Here is a 19167-nt window from a genome sequence, read left to right on the forward strand (position 1 = left end):
CGCTCCATCGCAAGGGGATCCCCACGTGACCGCAGACCTCCCTCCCGCGCCGCCGTTCCGCGATCCGCGCCTTGCCCGCGCGAAGCGCGTCGACGATCTGCTGTCGCGGCTCACCCTCGATGAGAAGGCCGCGTTCCTGCACCAGTACGCGCCCGCGGTGCCACGCCTGGGCGTCGCCGCGTTCCGCACCGGGCAGGAGGCGCTGCACGGGGTGGCGTGGATGGGGCCGGCGACCGTGTTCCCGCAGGCCGTCGGGCTCGGCGCCAGCTGGAACCCGGACCTGGTGCGGCGGGTGGGCGCGGCGGTGGCCGCCGAGGTCCGCGCGATGCGGTCCCGCGACGACCGGGTGGGCCTCAACGTGTGGGCGCCGACGGTGAATCTGCTGCGCCACCCGCTGTGGGGACGCAACGAGGAGGGCTACTCCGAGGACCCGGCGCTCACCTCGGCGATCGCCACCGCGTACACCGCGGGCCTGCGCGGCGATCTGCCGGAGCGGTGGCACACCGCGCCCGTGCTCAAGCACTGGCTGGCCCACAACAACGAACGCGACCGGGCGGTCACGTCGTCTTCCGTCCGCCCCCGGGTGCTGCGCGAGTACGACCTGCGGGCCTTCCGCGACACGGTGCGCGCGGGCGCGGTCGCGGGAGTGATGCCCGCGTACAACCTGGTCAACGGCCGCCCCAACCACGTCTCCCCGTACCTGCGCGAGCACCTGCGCACGTGGACGGGCGAGGACCTGCTGGTCTGTTCCGACGCGGGCGCGCCCACCAACCTGGTCGACTCCGAGCACTACTTCGCCACCCACGAGGAGGCGACGGCGGCCGCGGTGCGGGCGGGCGTCGACAGCTTCACCGACCACGGCACGGACAGCTCGACGATGGTGGCGCGCATCCAAGGGGCGCTGAAACAGGGCCTGTTGACGGAGGCCGACATCGACACGGCGGTGCGTCGGCAGCTCTCGGTGCGCTTCCGGCTGGGCGAGTTCGATCCGCCGGAGGACCGGGACGGCTCCGCCGGAACCGCGGCCGGGGCGGGCGCGTTCGACACACCGGCGCACCGGGCGCTCGCCCAGGAGGCCGCCGAGCAGTCGGTCGTCCTGCTCCGCAACGACGGCCTGCTGCCGCTGGCGCCCGACACCCGCGTCGCGGTGGTCGGACTGCTGGCCGACGAGTGCAAACTCGATTGGTACAGCGGCACGTTGCTGCACCGCTCCACTCCGCTGGAGGGGCTGTACGAGCGGTTCGGCGCGGAACGGGTCGTGTTCGCGGAGGGGGTCGACCGGATACGGCTGCGCACCGGCGCGGGGACCTTCCTGCGCGTGCCGCCGGCCGACGATGCGGCGGACCGGGCGGCGCGCGGTGCCGAAGGGGCCCTGGATCCCGCCCTGTTGTCGGGCCGCACCGACCTGCCGCCGCTGACCTGCGACGCCGAGGGCACCGAACTCGCCCTCGTGGACTGGGGGGACGGCGTCCTGACGCTGCGCGCACCGGACGGCCGCTACCTGGCAGTCGCCGACGACGGCCGCGTGCGCGCCGCCGCGGACCAGCCGGGCGGCTGGGTGGTGCAGGAGACGTTCCGGCTGGAACCCCACGGACACGGCCACCTCCTGAAGCACCTGGGCACGGGACGACATGTCCAGGTCGCCGCCGACGGCGTGAAGGTTGCCGCGGCCGACGGGAATTCGGCGCCGTCCCCCGGCGAACTCCCCTCCCCCGGCGAGGTCTTCGAGGTGGTGATGGTCGAGCGGGGCGAGGACGCGGTGGCGCGGGCGGCGGCCGAGGCGGACGTCGTCCTCGTCGTCGCGGGCAACGACCCGCACATCAACGGCCGGGAGACCGAGGACCGTTCGACCCTGCTCCTGCCCGGCCACCAGACCCGGCTGCTGCGCGCGGCCCGTGCGGTGAACCCCGACACGGCGCTGGTGCTGGTGTCCTCCTACCCGTACGCGGTCGACCCGGCGCCGCTGCGGGCGGTGCTGTGGACCGCCCACGGCGGCCAGGCGGCCGGCACGGCGCTGGCCCGGGTGCTGGCCGGCGACGTCTCACCGTCCGGCCGCCTCCCGCAGACCTGGTACGCGTCCGACGGCGACCTGCCGGACCTGCTCGACTACGACGTGATCGGCAGCCGCCAGACCTACCTCTACTTCGAGGGCACCCCGCTGTTCCCGTTCGGCCACGGCCTCTCCTACGCGGCGTTCTCCTACGCGGAACTCGCGGTGCGGGCGGACGGGCGCACGGTGCGGGTCTCCTGCGCGGTCACGAACACGGGCGACGTCACCGCCGACGAGGTGGTCCAGGTCTACGTGCGCGCGGCCGACCCCTCGGTGCCGCGCCCGCGCCGCGAACTGGCGGCCCACCGCAGGGTGCGGCTCGCGCCGGGCGAGCGGACCGCGCTGGACTTCGAACTGCCTTCCTCGGCCTTCGAGTTCTGGGACGTGGCGCACGGCGGGTGGCGGCGCGAGCCCGGCCCGTACGACGTGCTGGTGGGGGCGTCCAGCGAGGACGTCCGGCTGCGCACGACGGTGGTCCTGGCCGGTGGGGCGGCGATCCCCCGCCCGGTCCCGCGGCGCGGCCTGGAGGCGGCCGACTTCGACGAGCAGGCGGGCATCGACATCGTCGACCTGACCCGCGCGAACGGTGACGCGGTGCGGGTGTCGGCGGGCGCCGGGGCGGGCGAACTCCTCTACCGGGCCTGCGACTTCGGCCCGCGGACCGGACGCGTCCGCACCCGCGTCGCGGGCACCGGGCCGGGATCCGTCGAACTGGCCCTGGACGGCGACGGCGTGCGCACGGTCCTCACCCTGGACACCCCGACGGCGGGCCCGTACGACTACGTGACGCTGGAGGCGCCGCTCGCGGTGACCGGCGTGCACGACCTGCGGGTGACGGTGCGGGGCGGACTGCGCCTGGCGCGGCTGGACTTCACGGACTGACCGGCCGCGAACCGGCCGGAAACCCCACCGGCCCGAGCCCCCGCACAGCGGGCTCGGACCGGTGGGGCCGCGGGACGCGGAGGGTCAGAGGGCGAGGTCCGTGAGGACCAGCACCCGCTCGTAGGTGTAGTCGTCCATCGCCGAGCGCACGCCCTCGCGGCCGACGCCGGACTGCTTCACGCCGCCGTACGGCATCTGGTCCGCCCGGTAGGACGGGACGTCGCCGACGACGACGCCGCCCACCTCCAGGGCGCGGTGCGCGCGGAACGCCGCCTGGATGTCGTGCGTGAACACCCCTGCCTGAAGGCCGTACTTGGAGTCGTTGACCGCCGCGAACGCCGCGGCCTCGCCATCGACCCTGCGCACGGTGAGCACCGGGCCGAAGACCTCCTCGCAGGCGATCGTCGTGTCGGCCGGGACGTCGGCGAGCACGGTCGGCGCGTAGGTGGCGCCGTCGCGCTCGCCGCCGGTCAGCAGGGTGGCGCCGGCCTCGACGGCCTCGCGCACCCAGCTCTCGACGCGCCGCGCGGCCGCCTCGCTGACCAGCGGGCCCACGTCCGTCTTGTCGTCGGACGGGTCACCGGTGACCTGCGCCTCGACGGCGGCGACGAGGCGCGGCAGCAGCCGGTCGTAGACCGCCGCGTCCGCGACGACGCGCTGCACGGAGATGCAGGACTGGCCGCCCTGGTAGTTGGAGAACGTGGCGATGCGGTTCGCCGCGCGGTCGAGGTCGGCGTCGCTCGCCCAGTCGGCGAGGACGACGGCCGCGCCGTTGCCGCCGAGTTCCAGGGTGCAGTGCTTGCGCGGCACCTGGTCCATGATCTCGTAGCCGACCTTCTCGGAGCCGGTGAACGAGATGACGGGCAGCCGCTCGTCCTGGACGAGGGCCGGCATTCTGTCGTTGGCGACCGGCAGGACGCTGAACGAACCGGCGGGCAGGTCGGTCTCGGCGAGCAGCTCGCCGAGGATCAGCCCGGACAGCGGGGTGGCGGGCGCCGGCTTCAGGATGATCGGCGCGCCGGCGGCGACGGCCGGGGCGATCTTGTGGGCGCACAGGTTGAGCGGGAAGTTGAACGGCGCGATGCCGAGGACGACGCCCTTGGGGAAGCGGCGCACCAGCGCCAGCCGGCCCTGGCCGCCCGCGTCGGTGTCGAGGCGCTGGGCCTCGCCGCCGTTGAAGCGCCGGGCCTCCTCGGCGGCGAACCGGAACACGGACACGGCGCGGCCGACCTCGCCGCGGGCCCACTTGATCGGCTTGCCGTTCTCGGCGGAGATCAGCTGCGCGATCTCCTCGGTGCGCTCGGCCAGGCGCCTGCCGACGTGGTCGAGGGCGGCGGCCCGGACGTGCGCCGGGGTCGCGGCGAACTCGTCCCGCACGGCGTGCGCGGCGGCCACGGCCTCCTCGACCTGGGCGTCGGTCGGCACGCCGACCCGGCCGACGAGGCGGCCGTCCCACGGCGAGGTGACGTCGAAGGTGTCGTCGCCGGTGACCCGGCGGCCGGCGAGCCAGAAGGCATGGACGGCCACATTTTCGTTTGCCATGGACGAGTCCCGGCCCTTCCGCGAGGGGATGTGCGATGTCTCCGGCACCACGGTAGGGCCGCCCCCGCGCGGGGACGTTTGTCCGGGCCGTACCACTCGCGGGGGCGGGTGCGCCGGAATGGCACGTATGGACCCGCGGAACTACTCCACGTCCATGCCGTAGTCCTGGACGAGTTCCTCCAGGCCGCCCGGGTAGCCCCTGCCGCCGAGGACGAAGTCCCAGTCCCCGTTCGGCCTGCGGCGGAAGGAGCCGAGCACCAGGGCGGTCTCGTGCGGCCGGCCGTCGGAGACCTCCAGGCGGCCCAGCTCGGTCATCGCCGGGTCGAGCAGCCGGATGCGGGCGTCCGTGAAGCCGGAGAGATCGCCGTGCGGATCGGCCTCCGGGTCGACGGCCGCCGCGAGCACGAGGCGGTCGGCCTCTTCCGGCAGCCCGTCGAAGGCGACACAGAGCGCGGCCTTGTCCGGGGCCGTCGCGGGAAGGGCCCGCACCGAGCCGTCCGGGGTGCGGAGGTTGTTGAAGAAGACGAAGTGATCGTCGCTGAGGACACGGTTGCCGCGGCAGACGAGGGCGCACACGTCGAGGGCGGTGCCGCCGGTCCACGACATGCCCAGGACGTTGTAGTCGGCGGGCAGCCGGGGATCCGGTGCCGGCGGCGCGGGGCGGGCCGGGGCGCCGCCGGCCGGGGCGCCGAGCCGTCCGCCCAGCCCGTGCCGGTGCAGCAGGTCGACCAGCTCGGGGCCGGAGACCAGTTCCAGCGGCTTGCCGTTGGCGAAGGTGTGCGAACCGGGCCCGAACCCCGACGTCGTGACGAGGACGCCCTTGTTCGCCCCCGTGTCCTGCACGGTTCCGTAGAGATCGCGCACGGCGGTGGGCGGCACCGTGTTGCGGTAGCGCTTGACCTGGACGACGATCTTGCCGCCCCGGATCGGTGCCGGGTCCAGTGCGTCGACGTCCACGCCGCCGTCGTGGGAACGCTGGGTGGTCACCGCCTGCATGCCCATGGCGCGGAAGAGATCGGCGACGAGGTTCTCGAAGGCGATCGGGTCCATGGCGTACAGGTCCGGCTCCTCGTCGCCGCCGTGAGCCACGACGCGGTTGCCGACCTCCTGCGGCTGCCTGCCCGGCCGCACCGGAACGAGCTGGTCCGGCCTCGGCGAGAGCCGGCCGCGCAGGGCGTCGGCCAGGCAGCTGCCCGCGTCGACCTGCGCCAGGTGCAGACCGCGGAACGCCGCGCGGGGGGCCATGACCGTCGCGAGGACGATGTGGCCGGGCCGTCCCGTCACCGGGTCGTGGCCGTCGACGAATCCGTTCAGGGCGACGGACTCCAGCGCCCCCGACTCGTCGGCGGCGAACAGCTCGCGCAGGACGAGGAGCACGCACTGCGCGAGCACCTCCCGGTACAGGGCACGGCGCTGTCCCGCGGGGCGGGGCGTCTCCTTGTCCTGGTCGGTGCCGAACATGTAGCGAACGGCCTTGGCCTCGGGTACCACCCCGAAGGCGGGCAACTCCCAGTCCAGTACCAGCTGTTGGGCCGCCGGGTCGTAGGCCGCCGCGAGCCTGCGCGGGAAGTCGTCCGGCCACGCCGCGGAGGCGTAGAGGGCGGCGGTGAAGTACTCGACCACGGCGTCGGGGTCCCGGCCGCGCACCCCGTCCGTCAGCGCGGCCACGGACGCGTTGTGCCGCCGCACCTCGGCGAGGTGGGCTTCCGTCCGACGCTGGTGATCACGCTGGTACGCGGCCAGTTGCTGCTGCCGCCGGGTCTCCGCGGCCTGGGCGGCCCGCAGGTCCCGCTCGAAGGCGGCCTGCGCCTCCGCCGCCGCCTGCGCCCTGCGGTTCACGGTCCAACCACCCTGCGCCCTGTACCGGTTGAAGTCCGGCATGGGCACCGGCTGGGCCAACTGCCCCGGCGAGAAGGGCTGCACCTCCTCCGGCCGCAGCAGGGAGGACGCCGTGAAGGCCGGCACCCGGCAACCCGAGGCGAGCAGATCCTGCAACGAGGCCACCTGCGCGTCCAGTTCGTCCGTACGGCGCTGCGCCTCGGCCTGCCGGTACTCGCGGTGGCTCTGGGCGGCCCGCCGCTGGTAGGCGCGGGCCTGCTGCTCCTGCTGTCTGCGCCTTCTGGCCTCGGCCTCCGCCTGGCGCTGCCGCTGCCGTTGCGCCTCGGCCCAGACACCGACAAAACCGGTGGAACGACGACTCATCTGCTCCAGGCCCTCCCCAGGACGTCGGCAGCCGAGAACAACGTGGTTGTCCCCACAACCAGTTGTGACGAGCCGACTCTATCCAGCAATCGCTGCCTCGGGCATGCACTCCGCAAGGGCAACCCGGGCGGGCCGTCTCCGCAGTTCAGCCGCCGTGTCCGCGACGCCGCCCGCGCGGGCCGTCACTCCCCCGCCGTGGCCTTCAGCGCCAGCCACAGTTCCATGCGGACGTCCGGGTCGTCGAGGGAGCGGCCGAGGATCTCCTCCACCCGGCGCATGCGGTAGCGCAGGGTGTGGCGGTGGACTCCCAGGTCGGCCGCCGCCGCGTCCCACTGGCCGTGGCGCGAGAGCCAGGCGCGCAGGGAGGCCACCAGGTCGCCGCGGCCCGTCTCGTCGTGTTCGCGCAGGGAGCGCAGCAGGCCGTCCGCGAAGGCCCGCACCGCGTCGTCGGCGAGCAGCGGGAGGACGGACCCGGCGGCGAGCTGTTCGTGCTCGACCAGGACGCGGCCGCGCCGGCGGGCCACCGACAGGGCCTGCTCGGCCTGCTTGTACGCGCCGCCCGCGGCGGTCGGGCCGGACGGGGCGGAGAGGCCGACGGCCAGGTCGTCGGTGCCCCCGGCGGATCCGGTGGCGCCGTCGGGACCGTCCTCCCTGGCGTTCGCGTACCGCGTGCACGCGGCGACCACCGCGCCGTCGTCCGGGGCCAGCACCACGAGGCGTTCCGGGCCCGCCACCACGAGGACCGCCTCCCCGGAACGGGCCGCGGCGGCCTCGACGACCTCGCCCAGCGCGGCCGGGGCGCCCGCCTGCTCGGCGACGAGGACGCGGAACGGGGCGTCCAGCAGGTCGCCGTAGAGGTCGCCGGCGGCGGCGCGGGCGTGGTCCGGTTCCCCCGCGAGCAGCATGCGCAGCACGGCGGCGCCGATCCGCTGCTCGGCCGCGTGCAGCGAGCGCGAGCGTTCCGTGGTGAGCGTGAGCAGGGCGATCGCCGAGTGCAGGGCGTACCGCTCGGCGGTGCCCAGGGGCGCCCCGGTACCGACCGCAAGGGCGGCGCGCGGGCGGCGGCCCGTGCCCAGGGTGTGCAGCTCGACGCGGTCCTCGTGGTCCGGGCCGCCGACGACCGAACTGGCCGGGGCGGGCCGCTCCCGCAGCCGTTCCACGTCGGCGGTGAGCCGGGCGGCCCGGCGGCCGGCCCACTCGGGCGCCGCCGCGACGACCGCGCCCGACGCGTCGTACAGCGCGGCCCAGCCGTCGACCTGCGCGGCGAGCGCGCCGAGCAGCCCTTCGGGGCCGTCGTTCAGGGCCTGCCGGGTCAGCTCGCGCTGGGCGGCGAACCCCGCGGTCACCGACCGGTACTGGTCGGCGGCGATCGCGGCGGAGACCGCCTTGCTGATGGCGAGGAACGGTGTGCGGCGCGGCACTTCGAGGAGCGGCAGACCCTCTTCGCGGGCCGCGTCGAGCAGGGCCTCGGGGATGTCCGCGTAGTTGACCCCCACGGCGAAGCCGATCCCGACGACGCCCGCGCCGGCGAGCCGCTTCACGTAGCGGCTCATGGCCTCGGGGTCCTCCGCGTCCAGCTTCAGGGCGGTGACCAGCAGCAGCTCGCCGCCCTCCATGTACGGGACGGGGTCGGCGAGTTCGCTGACGTGCGCCCAGCGGACGGGCACGTCCAGCCGGTCCTCCCCCGCGCGCACGGTCAGCTTGAGCGCGGAGTGGTGGACGAGCGAGGCGAGCGTGGGTGGCATGGCGCCTTCAGGTGTTCCGGGTGGTGCGGGTGTGCGGGGAGTCGATCTTTTGGCCGTCGCGTACGAACGGCCTCCGCCAATTCTGCCTCACCGTACGGTTCCGGGTTCCCCCTCCGCGCGGCGCCCGCCTCAGCGCGTGCCGGCCGGGCGCCCGTCCCGCCGCTCGCCGTCGCCGTCGCCGCCGTCGCGTGTCGCGCGGAGGTCCACCAGCGAGGGGGGCGCGTGCTCCCCGTCCACCGTGGTCAGCGACAGCACCGCGTGGCCCGGCGGCACCGCGTGCGCCAGCTCGGAGGCGGACCACCGCTCGCGCTCGACCTGCCGCACGGTCACCGCCTCCGTGGTCACCGCGCGGCCGGTGATCAGCTTGCGCAGGGCGTGGATGGCGCGGGTCATGGGCTGGTCGGCGAAGACGGTGTGCTGGGCCACGTCCCGGGTCTCCACCCACTCGGTGCCCCAGGCGTGCGCGAACTTGCTGCCGTCCCACGTGGTGACGCCCGCGAGGGCCATGCGGCAGCCGACCGCCCCGAGCAGCGGCCCGTGCAGCGCCTCGGGGACGTCGCCGAGCGTGCGCAGCGAGAGCAGGACGCCCGCGTTCTGCGAGCGCAGCCGCTGCACGCGGCGTACCGATTCGGCGGTGACCGTCCCCGTCGCGTCGTCGAGGACGAGGCACGCGAAGTGGCGGCGGCCGGTGCCGTGCGTGACGGCGCCGAACTGCGCGAGGACGAGCCGGGTGATCAGCCGGCACGCCTCCTCGTGGCCGTGCGCGGGCAGGTCGACGCGCACCCGCAGCGGGTGGTGGGCGAGGTTGTGCAGCGAGAACGGGCGGGTGGCGGCGCCGCCCGCGCCGAGGAACCCGGCGAACGCCGGCCGGTCGAGCAGCGCCAGCCGGTCCGCGAGCGCCGGGCCCGGGTCGGCCGGGCCGCCCGCCTGCCGGGCGCGCGCGTCGAGTTCGCGGCGCATCACCGCGTGCTCCGGACCCGCGAGCGCGGCACGCAGTTCGGCGAGCGGGGCGGGGTCGCCCTCCAGCAGTTCGCGCAGCACGGGCAGGGTCGGGAACACCCCGTACACCGCGCGGTAGGGGCCGAGCAGCTGGGCGACGGCGGTCGCGGCGCGCTGCGCGCCGACGGAGTCGAGGTCCCCGGCGAGCGCCTCGGCGAGGAAGCCCGCGGCCTCGTCGGGATCCTCGGAACCGGCGTACGGGTCGAGGTCGTACACGCCGTCGCGGTCCCCGACGCGGATCACCACGTCGAACGCCCGGTCGGGCGCCAGTGCCGTGCCCGCCGCGCAGACCGCCACGACCGCGGCGCCGCCGGTGAGCGCCTGGAGCGCGAGGGACTCGACGACCGGCGCGACCACGTGCCGGGTCTTGCCGGAACCGGGCGGCCCGACCAGCAGCAGCGAGGTGCCGAGGGCCTCCGGCGCGAGGGCCGTGCCCGCTCCCCGGTAGGCGGCGGGCGTCCGCTCGCCGGTGGTCCACCGGCCGATGCGGACCTGGCGTTCGAGCAGGTCGTGGCGGGCGGCGCGGGCCGGCAGGTCGCGGTCGCCGGACGGGTGGGTCCAGGCGGCGGCGCCGTCGCGCAGGACGGTGCCGGTGAAGTCGGCGAGCCGGGCACCGGCGCGGGCGGCGTCCCACGCGCGGTCGACGCGGGCGCAGTCCACGTCGTTCATCCGGCCGCCCAGCACCTCCGCGGTGAGCGTCTCGGCGGCCCGGACCTGCCCGGCGTCGCGCAGTTCGGGCCAGTACGCGCGCGGGAGCCTCGGCGACACCTGCGCGGCGCCCGCCGCGGCGGCGCGTTCGCGCGCGGCGAGGCGCTCCCGGACGAGCGCCCACCAGCCGCCGGTGCGCGCGAAGGGCCACAGGACCAGGAGCGTGATGACGGTGTAGATCGCGTCGGTGGTCAGCCGCGAGCTGAAGACGCCGTACCCGCCGGTCACCAGCACCACGAGGGACAGCACCGGGTCGACGACGGGCAGCGGGTCCCAGCCGACGAGCGGGAAGGCCCCCGGGAAGACGAGGCTCAGCGCGGCGAGCGCGCACAGCGCGGAGATCAGGGCCCGCGCGGGCTGGTCGCGCCGGGTGATGACGTGCCGCACGATCTCGGACCAGCTGCCGAGCCGCCCCATGGCGTAGACGAGGACGCCGAAGAACACGCCGTCGCCGACCACCACGGCCTCGACGCCCATGCCCTTCGGGGTCGTCGTGCCGCCCCACCACCAGTCGTCCGGCGTGAACAGCCGGAGCAGCGCCCACTGGTACGGGATGCGGCCGTCGCGCCACAGCGACCAGAGGACCAGGCCCACGACGAGCGGGACCAGGACGCCGACGATCGTGACCATGGAGAGGCGCTCGCCGCTCTGCGCGGCCTTCGGCGGGCGGTGCCCGAAGCGCCAGACGCCGGGCCCGGCGGCGGGGCGGGGCTCGTTCAGCCAGTCGGCCACCGGGGAGGCGGGGGGCGCGGGCGACGCGGCCGTCCGCGGCGGCCGCTGGGGGGCGGGCGGCACCTTCGGTGCCGCCGCGGGCCGCGCCGGCACCTGCTGCCCGCCGTACGGGCGCGCGGAGCCGTCCGCGGGGCCCGCCGGACGCGGCACGGGGTTCGCATGCGTGCCCCGCGCGTCCTGTGTCCCGTCGCTGTCCATCGCCCTGCCCCCTGAGCAGCCGTTCCGCACCTTGTCCCGCATGCCGCCGCGCACACCGCCGGCGAGTCAATCTAACGCGCCCGCAAGGGGAGTTCACCGCTCACACGGCCGGGCCGACGGCGCCGCGGGCACGGCCGCCATGTCCATCGCGGACAACCCGGGCCGCAGAAACCGCCCACATGGAGCATGCCCACCCCTCACCGCCGCCTCTAGCCTGCGAGAAAAGAGGAAAAATCCGCACCACCCCAGGAGCCCCGCATGACCGCACTGCCGCAGGAGCGCCGCGTCGTCACCGCCATCCCCGGTCCGAAGTCGCAGGAGCTTCAGGCCCGCCGTTCCGCCGCGGTCGCGCAGGGCGTCGGCTCCACGCTGCCCGTGTTCGCCGCGCGCGCGGGCGGCGGCGTCATCGAGGACGTCGACGGCAACCGCTTCATCGACTTCGGCTCCGGCATCGCGGTGACCTCGGTCGGCGCCTCCGCCGAGGCCGTCGTGCGCCGCGCCACCGCGCAGCTCGCCGACTTCACCCACACCTGTTTCATGGTCACCCCGTACGAGGGCTACGTCGCCGTCGCCGAGGCGCTCGCGGAGCTGACGCCGGGCGACCACGCCAAGAAGAGCGCCCTGTTCAACTCGGGCGCCGAGGCCGTCGAGAACGCCGTCAAGATCGCGCGCGCCTACACCAAGCGCCCCGCGGTCGTCGTCTTCGACCACGGCTACCACGGCCGCACCAACCTGACGATGGCGCTGACCTCGAAGAACATGCCGTACAAGAACGGCTTCGGTCCGTTCGCGCCCGAGGTCTACCGCGTCCCGGTCGCCTACGGCTACCGCTGGCCGACCGGTGCGGAGAACGCCGGTCCCGAGGCCGCGAAGCAGGCCGTCGACCAGATCACCAAGCAGGTCGGCGCGGACAACGTGGCCGCGATCATCATCGAGCCGGTGCTCGGCGAGGGCGGCTTCATCGAGCCGGCCAAGGGCTTCCTGCCCGCGATCCGCCAGTTCGCCGCCGACAACGGCATCGTGTTCGTCGCCGACGAGATCCAGTCCGGCTTCTGCCGCACCGGCCAGTGGTTCGCGTGCGAGGACGAGGGCATCGTGCCCGACCTGATCACCACCGCCAAGGGCATCGCGGGCGGTCTGCCGCTCGCCGCCGTCACCGGCCGCGCCGAGATCATGGACGCCGCGCACGCGGGCGGCCTCGGCGGCACCTACGGCGGCAACCCGGTCGCCTGCGCCGGCGCGCTCGGCGCGATCGAGACGATGAAGGAGCTCGACCTCAACGCGCGTGCGCGGCGGATCGAGACCGTGATGAAGGCCCGGCTGACCGCGATGGCGGAGAAGTTCGACCTCATCGGCGACATCCGCGGCCGGGGCGCCATGGTCGCCGTCGAGCTGGTCAAGGACCGTACGACGAAGGAGCCCGCGCCGGAGGCCACCGCCGCGCTCGCCAAGGCCTGCCACGCGGAGGGCCTGCTGGTCCTGACCTGCGGCACCTACGGCAACGTGCTGCGGTTCCTGCCGCCGCTGGTGATCGGCGAGGACCTGCTGAACGAGGGCCTCGACATCATCGAGCAGGCCTTCGCGGGCGTCTGAGGCACAGCCCGGCCGGCCGCGCCGGCGCGCGCCCGGCGCCCGCGCGTCGGACGGTGTGAAGAACGTGTGGGGGGTGGATGGCGGGATGGGGTTCCCGCTGCCCAACGCGCCAACCCTGCCGTAGCTTCTTGGTGGTTGAGAGAAACACGCCGTCCACGGGGCACCGCGGACGGTTCCGGGTCGGCGCCTCCCCAGCCTCGGCCCGGTCGTGCCCTCGCGCACACCACCGGAGCCTTGTGCTCCGGATCTCCTCACCGATCGGACGGTCGCCGCCCCAGACCCCCCGGGGCGCGCGACGTTCCGATCCGGACGGCCGCCCGGCGTCGTTCCGCGGGACCGCGCGAGCGGTACCGACGGCCGGCCCGCGGGCGGTCCCCCGAAGGGCCGGCGCACAACCCCCCCTTGCGCCGGCCCTTCGCTGTGCCCGGAACCGGCGCGGGACACGCGCGCGGCGAGCGGCTGTTCGGTCCTCGCACACCCGGCGGTGACACACGTGGGGCACAAGGGACCGAACCGGGCACGCGCGGCGGACGGGACGCCGGCACCCGAAGCGGGATTCCTCGCCGCCGCCCGCGGCCTGCGAAGCTGGTGGACGTGTCGACCTCCCCAGTCCAGCGTTCCCGCGACGAACGCGCCCCGGGCGGCCGGGGCCGCCCGGCCACCGGTCGCGACGCGTCGCGCGGACCGCGCCCCGGCCGGGTCCCGGCCCGGCGGCCGCCGCTGCTCCCGCTCGCGCTGCTCGTCGTCCTGCCGGCCGTGCTCTTCGCGCTGATCACCTGGCAGGTCGCCGCGCGCGGACCGCTGCTCCGCACCGACGCGCGCCTCAGCCGCGCCCTGGTCCGCCCCGACCGGGCCGGCGAACTCCTGTCCGACCTCGGCAACATGCAGGTCGCCGTGCCCGTCCTCGCCGTCGCCCTCGGGTACGTGGCGTGGCGGGGCCGCCGGGCGGGAGTCCCCCGGTGGTGGCTGCCGCCGGCGGCGGGGGCGGTCGTGATGATCCTGGTGCCGCTGGTGATCGTGCCGCTGAAGGACCTCACCGCCCGGCACGGCACCCCCGCCGTGCCGCCGGGCATCGGCTACTTCCCCTCCGGGCACACGGCCACCGCCGCCGTCGCGTACGGCGCGGCGGTGCTGCTCCTGCTGCCGTGGCTGCGCACCGCCGCCGCCCGGCGCGCGCTCGTGGCGGCGGGTGCCGTGCTGGTCCTGGCGGTCAGCTACGGACTGGTGCGGCGCGGCTACCACTGGCCGCTGGACGTCGTGGCGAGTTGGTGCCTGTGCACGGTGCTGCTGAGCGGCCTGTGGCTGACCCTGCGCGGACCGGCCACGCCCGGCTGACCGTCGGCCGAGGCGCGCGTGCCCCCGCGCCTCCCCGCCCGCTATCCGTCCCGCCCGGAGCCGTCCTCCCCCGTGCCGTCGCCGTCCGCGTCCGGCCGGGCCCCCTCCGGGCCGGACCCCTCCAGGGCAAGCCCCGCCGCCGCCTCGTGCATCGCCAGTTCCAGCAGCGCGGGGTCGGTGAGCGTGCCGGAGCCGTCCGGTACGACGAGCCAGCGCACCCCGCCGGTGGACCGCCCCGGGTACGGCACGACGATCCAGGTGCCGGGCCCCGCGGTACGGATGCCGGTGCCGATCCAGCGGGCCGCGGTGCCCGGCGGCACGAGGAACCCCATCCGCGCGTCGCCGAAGTCGACGAGCACCGGGCCCGGCCGGTCGACGACGCGGGTGAGCACGTCGAGCGTGGGATAGCCGAGCTCCCCCGGCAGGATCAGTACGTCCCACGCCTTGCCGGCGGGCAGCAGCGCGATCCCCTGCGGGTTGCGCTCCCACTCCCACCGGCACGCGTCGGGATCGGGAGCGGCCGACGCGAGCCACTCCACCGCCGTCTTCGCCCCAGTCATGACGGGGTCCTCCCTCTTCGCCGAGTTCACGTGGACGCCGTGGGCGTCACGAGGGAGAGGGAGGAACCCCGGGGAGCATTACGCGACTCGGGGCGACGAATTGGCGGCAGGCCGGATCGCGCCCCCGCGCACCGCGACCGCCGGGCGTACGCCGCCGTGCGGGAACCGCGCCGACGCGCCGCCCGGCGGCCCGGCAGCCCGGCGCCGGGGGTCAGCTGTCGAAGCCGAGTCCCACCCGGTCCATCGAGCGCAGCCACAGGTTGCGCCGCCCGCCCCGCTCGTCGGCCCTCGCCAGGGACCACTTGGTGAGTGCGATACCGGTCCAGGCGAAGGGCTCGGGAGGGAACGGCAGCGGCTTCCTGCGCACCATCTCCAGTTCGGTGCGCTCGGTGCGCTCCCCCGCGAGCAGGTCGAGCATCACGTCCGCGCCGAACCGGGTGGCGCCGACGCCGAGTCCGGTGTAGCCGGCCGCGTACGCGACCCTCCCCGCGTGCGCGGTGCCGAAGAACGCGGAGAAGCGCGAGCAGGTGTCGATGGCGCCGCCCCAGGCGTGCGTGAACCGCAGGCCCTCCAACTGCGGGAAGCAGGTGAAGAAGTGCTCGGCGAGCCGGGCGTACGTCTCGGGCCGGTCGTCGTGCTCGGCGCGCACCCGGCCGCCGTACGGGTACACCGCGTCGTAACCGCCCCACAGGATGCGGTTGTCGGCGGAGAGCCGGAAGTAGTGGAACTGGTTGGCCGAGTCGCCGAGACCCTGGCGGTTCTTCCAGCCCACGGAGGCCAGTTGGCCGTCCGTCAGCGGTTCCGTCATCAGCGCGTAGTCGTAGACGGGGACGGTGTACGCGCGCACCCGGCGCACCAGGTTCGGGAAGACGTTGGTGCCGAGCGCGACGCGGCGCGCGCGGACCGAGCCGTACGGGGTGCGGACCGCCATCCCGCCGCCGTGCGGCCGCAGTTCGAGGGCGGGGGTGTGCTCGTGGATGCGGACGCCGAGGCGCAGGCAGGCCCGCTTGAGACCCCACACCAGCTTGGCCGGGTGCAGCATCGCGACGCCCCTGCGGTCCCACAGCCCGCCGAGGAACGTCGGCGAGTCGACGTGCTCGCGCACCGCGTCCGCGTCGAGGAACTCGGTGCCGCCGTCGAGGCCGTGGCGCCGTGACTCCTCGTGGAACTCCCGGAGTTCGGCGACCTGGTGGGGCTGGGTGGCGACGTCGATCTCGCCGCTGCGCTCGAAGTCGCAGTCGAGCCCGTGGCGGGCGACGGCGGCCTCGATCTCGTCGAGGTTGCGCGCGCCCAGCTCCTCCAGGCGGTGGATCTCGTCGGGCCAGCGGGCGAGGCCGTTGGCGAGCCCGTGGGTCAGGGAGGCGGCGCAGAAGCCGCCGTTGCGGCCGGAGGCGGCCCAGCCCACCTCGCGGCCCTCGACGAGCACGACGTCCCGGCCGGGGTCGCGCTCCTTGGCGAGCAGCGCGGTCCACAGGCCGCTGTAGCCGCCGCCGACCACGAGCAGGTCGCAGGTCGCGGCGCCGGTGAGGGCGGGTTCGGGGGCGGGCCGGCCGGGGTCGTCGAGCCAGTAGGAGACGGGGCGGGCGTCGGAAAGGGAACGGGTCCAGCGGTTCATGGCGCTCGGGGCCATGATTGTCAACTCCCTACGAATTACCGTGCTTTGCGGACGCGAGGGAAATCGGGAGCCCCGGGGAAGACGGGAGGCCGCCTTTCCCTCGCGTCGCGCGGTGGCCGTTCACGCCTTGTGGCGGTTGCGGCGGTTTCCGAGGGCCATGGAGGCCAGGACGAACAGTACGGCGACGATGAACATGGCCGTGCCGATGACGTTGATCTGAACGGGTGTTCCGCGCTGTGCCGAGCCCCAGACGTACATGGGGAAGGTGACGGTCGAACCCGCGTTGAAATTGGTGATGATGAAATCGTCGAAGGAGAGCGCGAAGGCGAGCAGCGCGCCCGCGGCGATTCCGGGTGCCGCGATGGGCAGGGTGACCCGCAGGAACGTCTGCGCCGGACCGGCGTAGAGGTCCTGGGCGGCCTGTTCGAGCCGCGGGTCCATCGACATGACGCGTGCCTTGACGGCGGTCACGACGAAGCTGAGGCAGAACATGATGTGGGCGATGAGGATGGTCCAGAAGCCCAGCTTGGCACCCATGTTGAGGAACAGGGTGAGCAGCGAGGCGGCCATGACGACCTCGGGCATCGCCATCGGCAGGAAGATCAGCGAGTTGATCGCGCCGCGCGCCCGGAAGCGGTAGCGGACCAGCGCGAAGGCGATCATCGTGCCGAGCACGGTGGCGCCGATGGTCGCCCACACCGCGATCTGGAGGCTGATCGACAGCGATCCGCACATTCCGGAGACGCTGCACGGGTGTTCCCAGGCGTCCAGGGAGAACTGCTGCCACTCGTAATTGAAGCGCCCCTTCGGCTTGTTGAAGGAGAACACGGTGACGACGACGTTGGGCAGCAGCAGATAGCCGAGGGTGACAAGCCCCGCGATGACGACGAGGCGGCGCTTGAGCCAGTTGACGAAGGTCATTTAAACCAGATCCTCCGTGCCGGACTTGCGGATGTAAATCGTGACCATGGCCAGGATCGCGGCCATCAGGATGAAGGAGAGGGCGGCGGCCGTCGGGTAGTCGAGGACCCGGAGGAACTGCGTCTGGATGACGTTGCCGACCATGAGGGTGTCCGTCGAGCCCAGCAGGTCGGCGTTGACGTAGTCGCCCGCCGCCGGGATGAAGGTGAGCAGCGTGCCGGAGACGACGCCCGGCATCGACAGCGGGAAGGTCACCCGGCGGAAGGTGGTGACGGGCCGGGCGTAGAGGTCGCCCGCGGCCTCGTGGAGCCGGCCGTCGATGCGTTCCAGGGAGGTGTAGAGCGGCAGCACCATGAACGGCAGGAAGTTGTACGTCAGACCGCACACCACCGCGAGCGGTGTCGCGAGGACCCGGTCCCCGCTCGTCACCCCGAGCCAGCTCGTCACGTCCAGGACGTGCAGGGAGTTGAGGGCGCCGACGACGGGTCCGCCGTCCGCGAGGATCGTCTTCCAGGCGAGGGTGCGGATCAGGAAGCTGGTGAAGAACGGGGCGATCACCAGGATCATGATCAGGTTGCGCCAGCGGCCCGCGCGGAACGCGATGAGGTAGGCCAGCGGGTAGCCGAGCAGGAGGCACAGCACGGTCGCGGCGGCGGCGTAGCAGACGGACCGGGTGAACTGCGGCCAGTACGAGGTCAGCGCGTCCCAGTAGGTGGCGAAGTGCCAGGTGACCTTGTAGCCGTCCTCCAGCGACCCCGTCTGCACGGAGGTCGACGCCTGGTACACCAGGGGCAGCGCGAAGAAGACGACCAGCCACAGGATGCCGGGCAGCAGCAGCCAGTACGGGACCAGCCTGCCCCGGCGGCGCGGGGGCTTCTTGTCGGGGGCGGGCGGCGCGAGCGGCGCCGGCGCCTCGGTGACGGCGGCCATCAGGCGGCCTCCTCCTCGACCGATCCGACGCCCGCGTCGATGTCCTGCGAGGCGTCGAGGCCGAAGGTGTGGGCCGGGTTCCAGTGCAGGACGACCTCGGCGCCGGGCACCAGCCGGGAGTCGCGGTCGACGTTCTGCACGTACACCTCGAACTCCGGACAGACGCCGCTGTCCACGAGGTACTGGGTCGAGACGCCGATGAAGCTGGTTTCGGCGATGCGGCCGGTGATGCGGTTGCGGCCGGCCGGGATCGAGCCCTCCTCGTCGGTGTGCGTGAGGGACACCTTCTCGGGGCGCACGCCCACCAGCACCTTGCCGCCGGCCGTGGCGGGCGCGGAGCAACGGGCCGCGGGCAGGCCGAGCTTGCCGTCACCGGCCTTGACCACGATCTCGTCACCGCTCACCGAGTCGACCTCCGCCTCGATGAGGTTGGAGGTGCCGAGGAAGTTGGCGACGAAGGTGGACTGCGGGTTCTCGTAGAGGTCGGCGGGCGAGCCGAGCTGCTCGACGCGGCCCGCGTTCATCACGGCGACGGTGTCGGCCATGGTCATGGCCTCCTCCTGGTCGTGCGTGACGTGGACGAAGGTGATGCCCACCTCGGTCTGGATGCGCTTGAGTTCGAGCTGCATCTGGCGGCGCAGCTTGAGGTCGAGGGCGCCCAGGGGTTCGTCGAGCAGCAGCACCTTCGGGGTGTTGATGAGCGCGCGGGCCACCGCGACGCGCTGCTGCTGTCCGCCGGAGAGCTGGTGCGGGCGCTTGCGGGCCTGCTCGCCGAGCTGCACCAGGTCGAGCATGTCCTCGACCTGCTTCTTCACCGACTTGATGCCGCGCCGGCGCAGACCGAAGGCGACGTTCTCGAAGATGTCGAGGTGCGGGAAGAGCGCGTACGACTGGAAGACGGTGTTCACCGGCCGCTTGTACGGGGGCAGCCGGGTCACGTCCTGGTCGCCGAGGTGCACGGTGCCGGAGGAGGGTTCCTCCAGGCCGGCGATCATGCGCAGGGTGGTGGTCTTGCCGCAGCCGGACGCGCCGAGCAGGGCGAAGAACGAGCCCTGGGGGACGGTCAGTTCGAGGGGTCGCACGGCGGTGAAGGAGCCGTACGTCTTGGATATCCCGGAGAGGCGGACGTCGCCGCTGGAGTCTGTCGTCATCGTG

Annotated in this window: 12 protein-coding genes; 3 read left to right on the forward strand and 9 right to left on the reverse strand. The window is 74.1% G+C overall.

Translation table 11 applies throughout. The features are described from left to right. Positions 1 to 25 precede the first annotated feature (25 nt). Entirely contained in the window at positions 26 to 2932 is a 2907-nt protein-coding gene (locus tag ACFZA0_RS20795) for a glycoside hydrolase family 3 C-terminal domain-containing protein (protein ID WP_391018904.1), read from the forward strand. Between the two features lie 84 nt (positions 2933 to 3016). Here the strand turns inward: ACFZA0_RS20795 and ACFZA0_RS20800 are convergent, their stop codons facing one another. The 4 genes from ACFZA0_RS20800 to ACFZA0_RS20815 form a co-directional block, all read right to left on the reverse strand. Then, positions 3017 to 4474, reverse strand: coding sequence for an aldehyde dehydrogenase family protein (locus ACFZA0_RS20800; protein WP_391018906.1), 1458 nt, complete (start codon positions 4472 to 4474; stop codon positions 3017 to 3019). A gap of 141 nt (positions 4475 to 4615) precedes the next feature. Continuing rightward, positions 4616 to 6676, reverse strand: a complete 2061-nt coding sequence (locus tag ACFZA0_RS20805) for a restriction endonuclease (protein ID WP_391018909.1) — start codon at positions 6674 to 6676, stop codon at positions 4616 to 4618. A 182-nt stretch (positions 6677 to 6858) separates the two neighbouring features. Then, on the reverse strand, positions 6859 to 8421 hold the full coding sequence (locus ACFZA0_RS20810; RefSeq protein ID WP_391018912.1) for a PucR family transcriptional regulator ligand-binding domain-containing protein: 1563 nt from the start codon (positions 8419 to 8421) through the stop codon (positions 6859 to 6861). 129 nt (positions 8422 to 8550) lie between these two features. After that, positions 8551 to 11058, reverse strand: coding sequence for an ATP/GTP-binding protein (locus tag ACFZA0_RS20815; RefSeq protein WP_391018914.1), 2508 nt, complete (start codon positions 11056 to 11058; stop codon positions 8551 to 8553). A 258-nt stretch (positions 11059 to 11316) separates the two neighbouring features. Here ACFZA0_RS20815 and gabT point away from each other — a divergent pair, with 258 nt between their 5' ends. Continuing rightward, a complete protein-coding gene (gene gabT / locus ACFZA0_RS20820; protein ID WP_391018917.1) occupies positions 11317 to 12651 on the forward strand; it encodes a 4-aminobutyrate--2-oxoglutarate transaminase in 1335 nt (444 codons plus the stop codon). A gap of 594 nt (positions 12652 to 13245) precedes the next feature. Then, positions 13246 to 13986, forward strand: a complete 741-nt coding sequence (locus ACFZA0_RS20825) for a phosphatase PAP2 family protein (protein WP_391018920.1) — start codon at positions 13246 to 13248, stop codon at positions 13984 to 13986. Between the two features lie 41 nt (positions 13987 to 14027). On the opposite strand, the gene ACFZA0_RS20830 is transcribed toward ACFZA0_RS20825, so the two are convergent. The 5 genes from ACFZA0_RS20830 to ACFZA0_RS20850 form a co-directional block, all read right to left on the reverse strand. Further along, positions 14028 to 14546: a hypothetical protein gene (locus tag ACFZA0_RS20830; protein ID WP_391018922.1), complete on the reverse strand. Its 519-nt coding sequence runs from the start codon at positions 14544 to 14546 to the stop codon at positions 14028 to 14030. A gap of 211 nt (positions 14547 to 14757) precedes the next feature. After that, positions 14758 to 16176, reverse strand: a complete 1419-nt coding sequence (locus ACFZA0_RS20835; protein ID WP_391018925.1) for an FAD-dependent oxidoreductase — start codon at positions 16174 to 16176, stop codon at positions 14758 to 14760. A 105-nt stretch (positions 16177 to 16281) separates the two neighbouring features. Beyond that, entirely contained in the window at positions 16282 to 17082 is an 801-nt protein-coding gene (locus ACFZA0_RS20840; protein ID WP_391018928.1) for an ABC transporter permease subunit, read from the reverse strand. Then, positions 17083 to 18012: an ABC transporter permease subunit gene (locus ACFZA0_RS20845; RefSeq protein ID WP_391018931.1), complete on the reverse strand. Its 930-nt coding sequence runs from the start codon at positions 18010 to 18012 to the stop codon at positions 17083 to 17085. After that, entirely contained in the window at positions 18012 to 19163 is a 1152-nt protein-coding gene (locus tag ACFZA0_RS20850; protein ID WP_391018934.1) for a polyamine ABC transporter ATP-binding protein, read from the reverse strand. The genes ACFZA0_RS20845 and ACFZA0_RS20850 overlap by 1 nt, the downstream gene beginning before the upstream one ends. Positions 19164 to 19167: the final 4 nt, after the last annotated feature.

Source organism: Streptomyces sp. NPDC008150, from assembly GCF_042956945.1.
Lineage (GTDB): Bacteria > Actinomycetota > Actinomycetes > Streptomycetales > Streptomycetaceae > Streptomyces.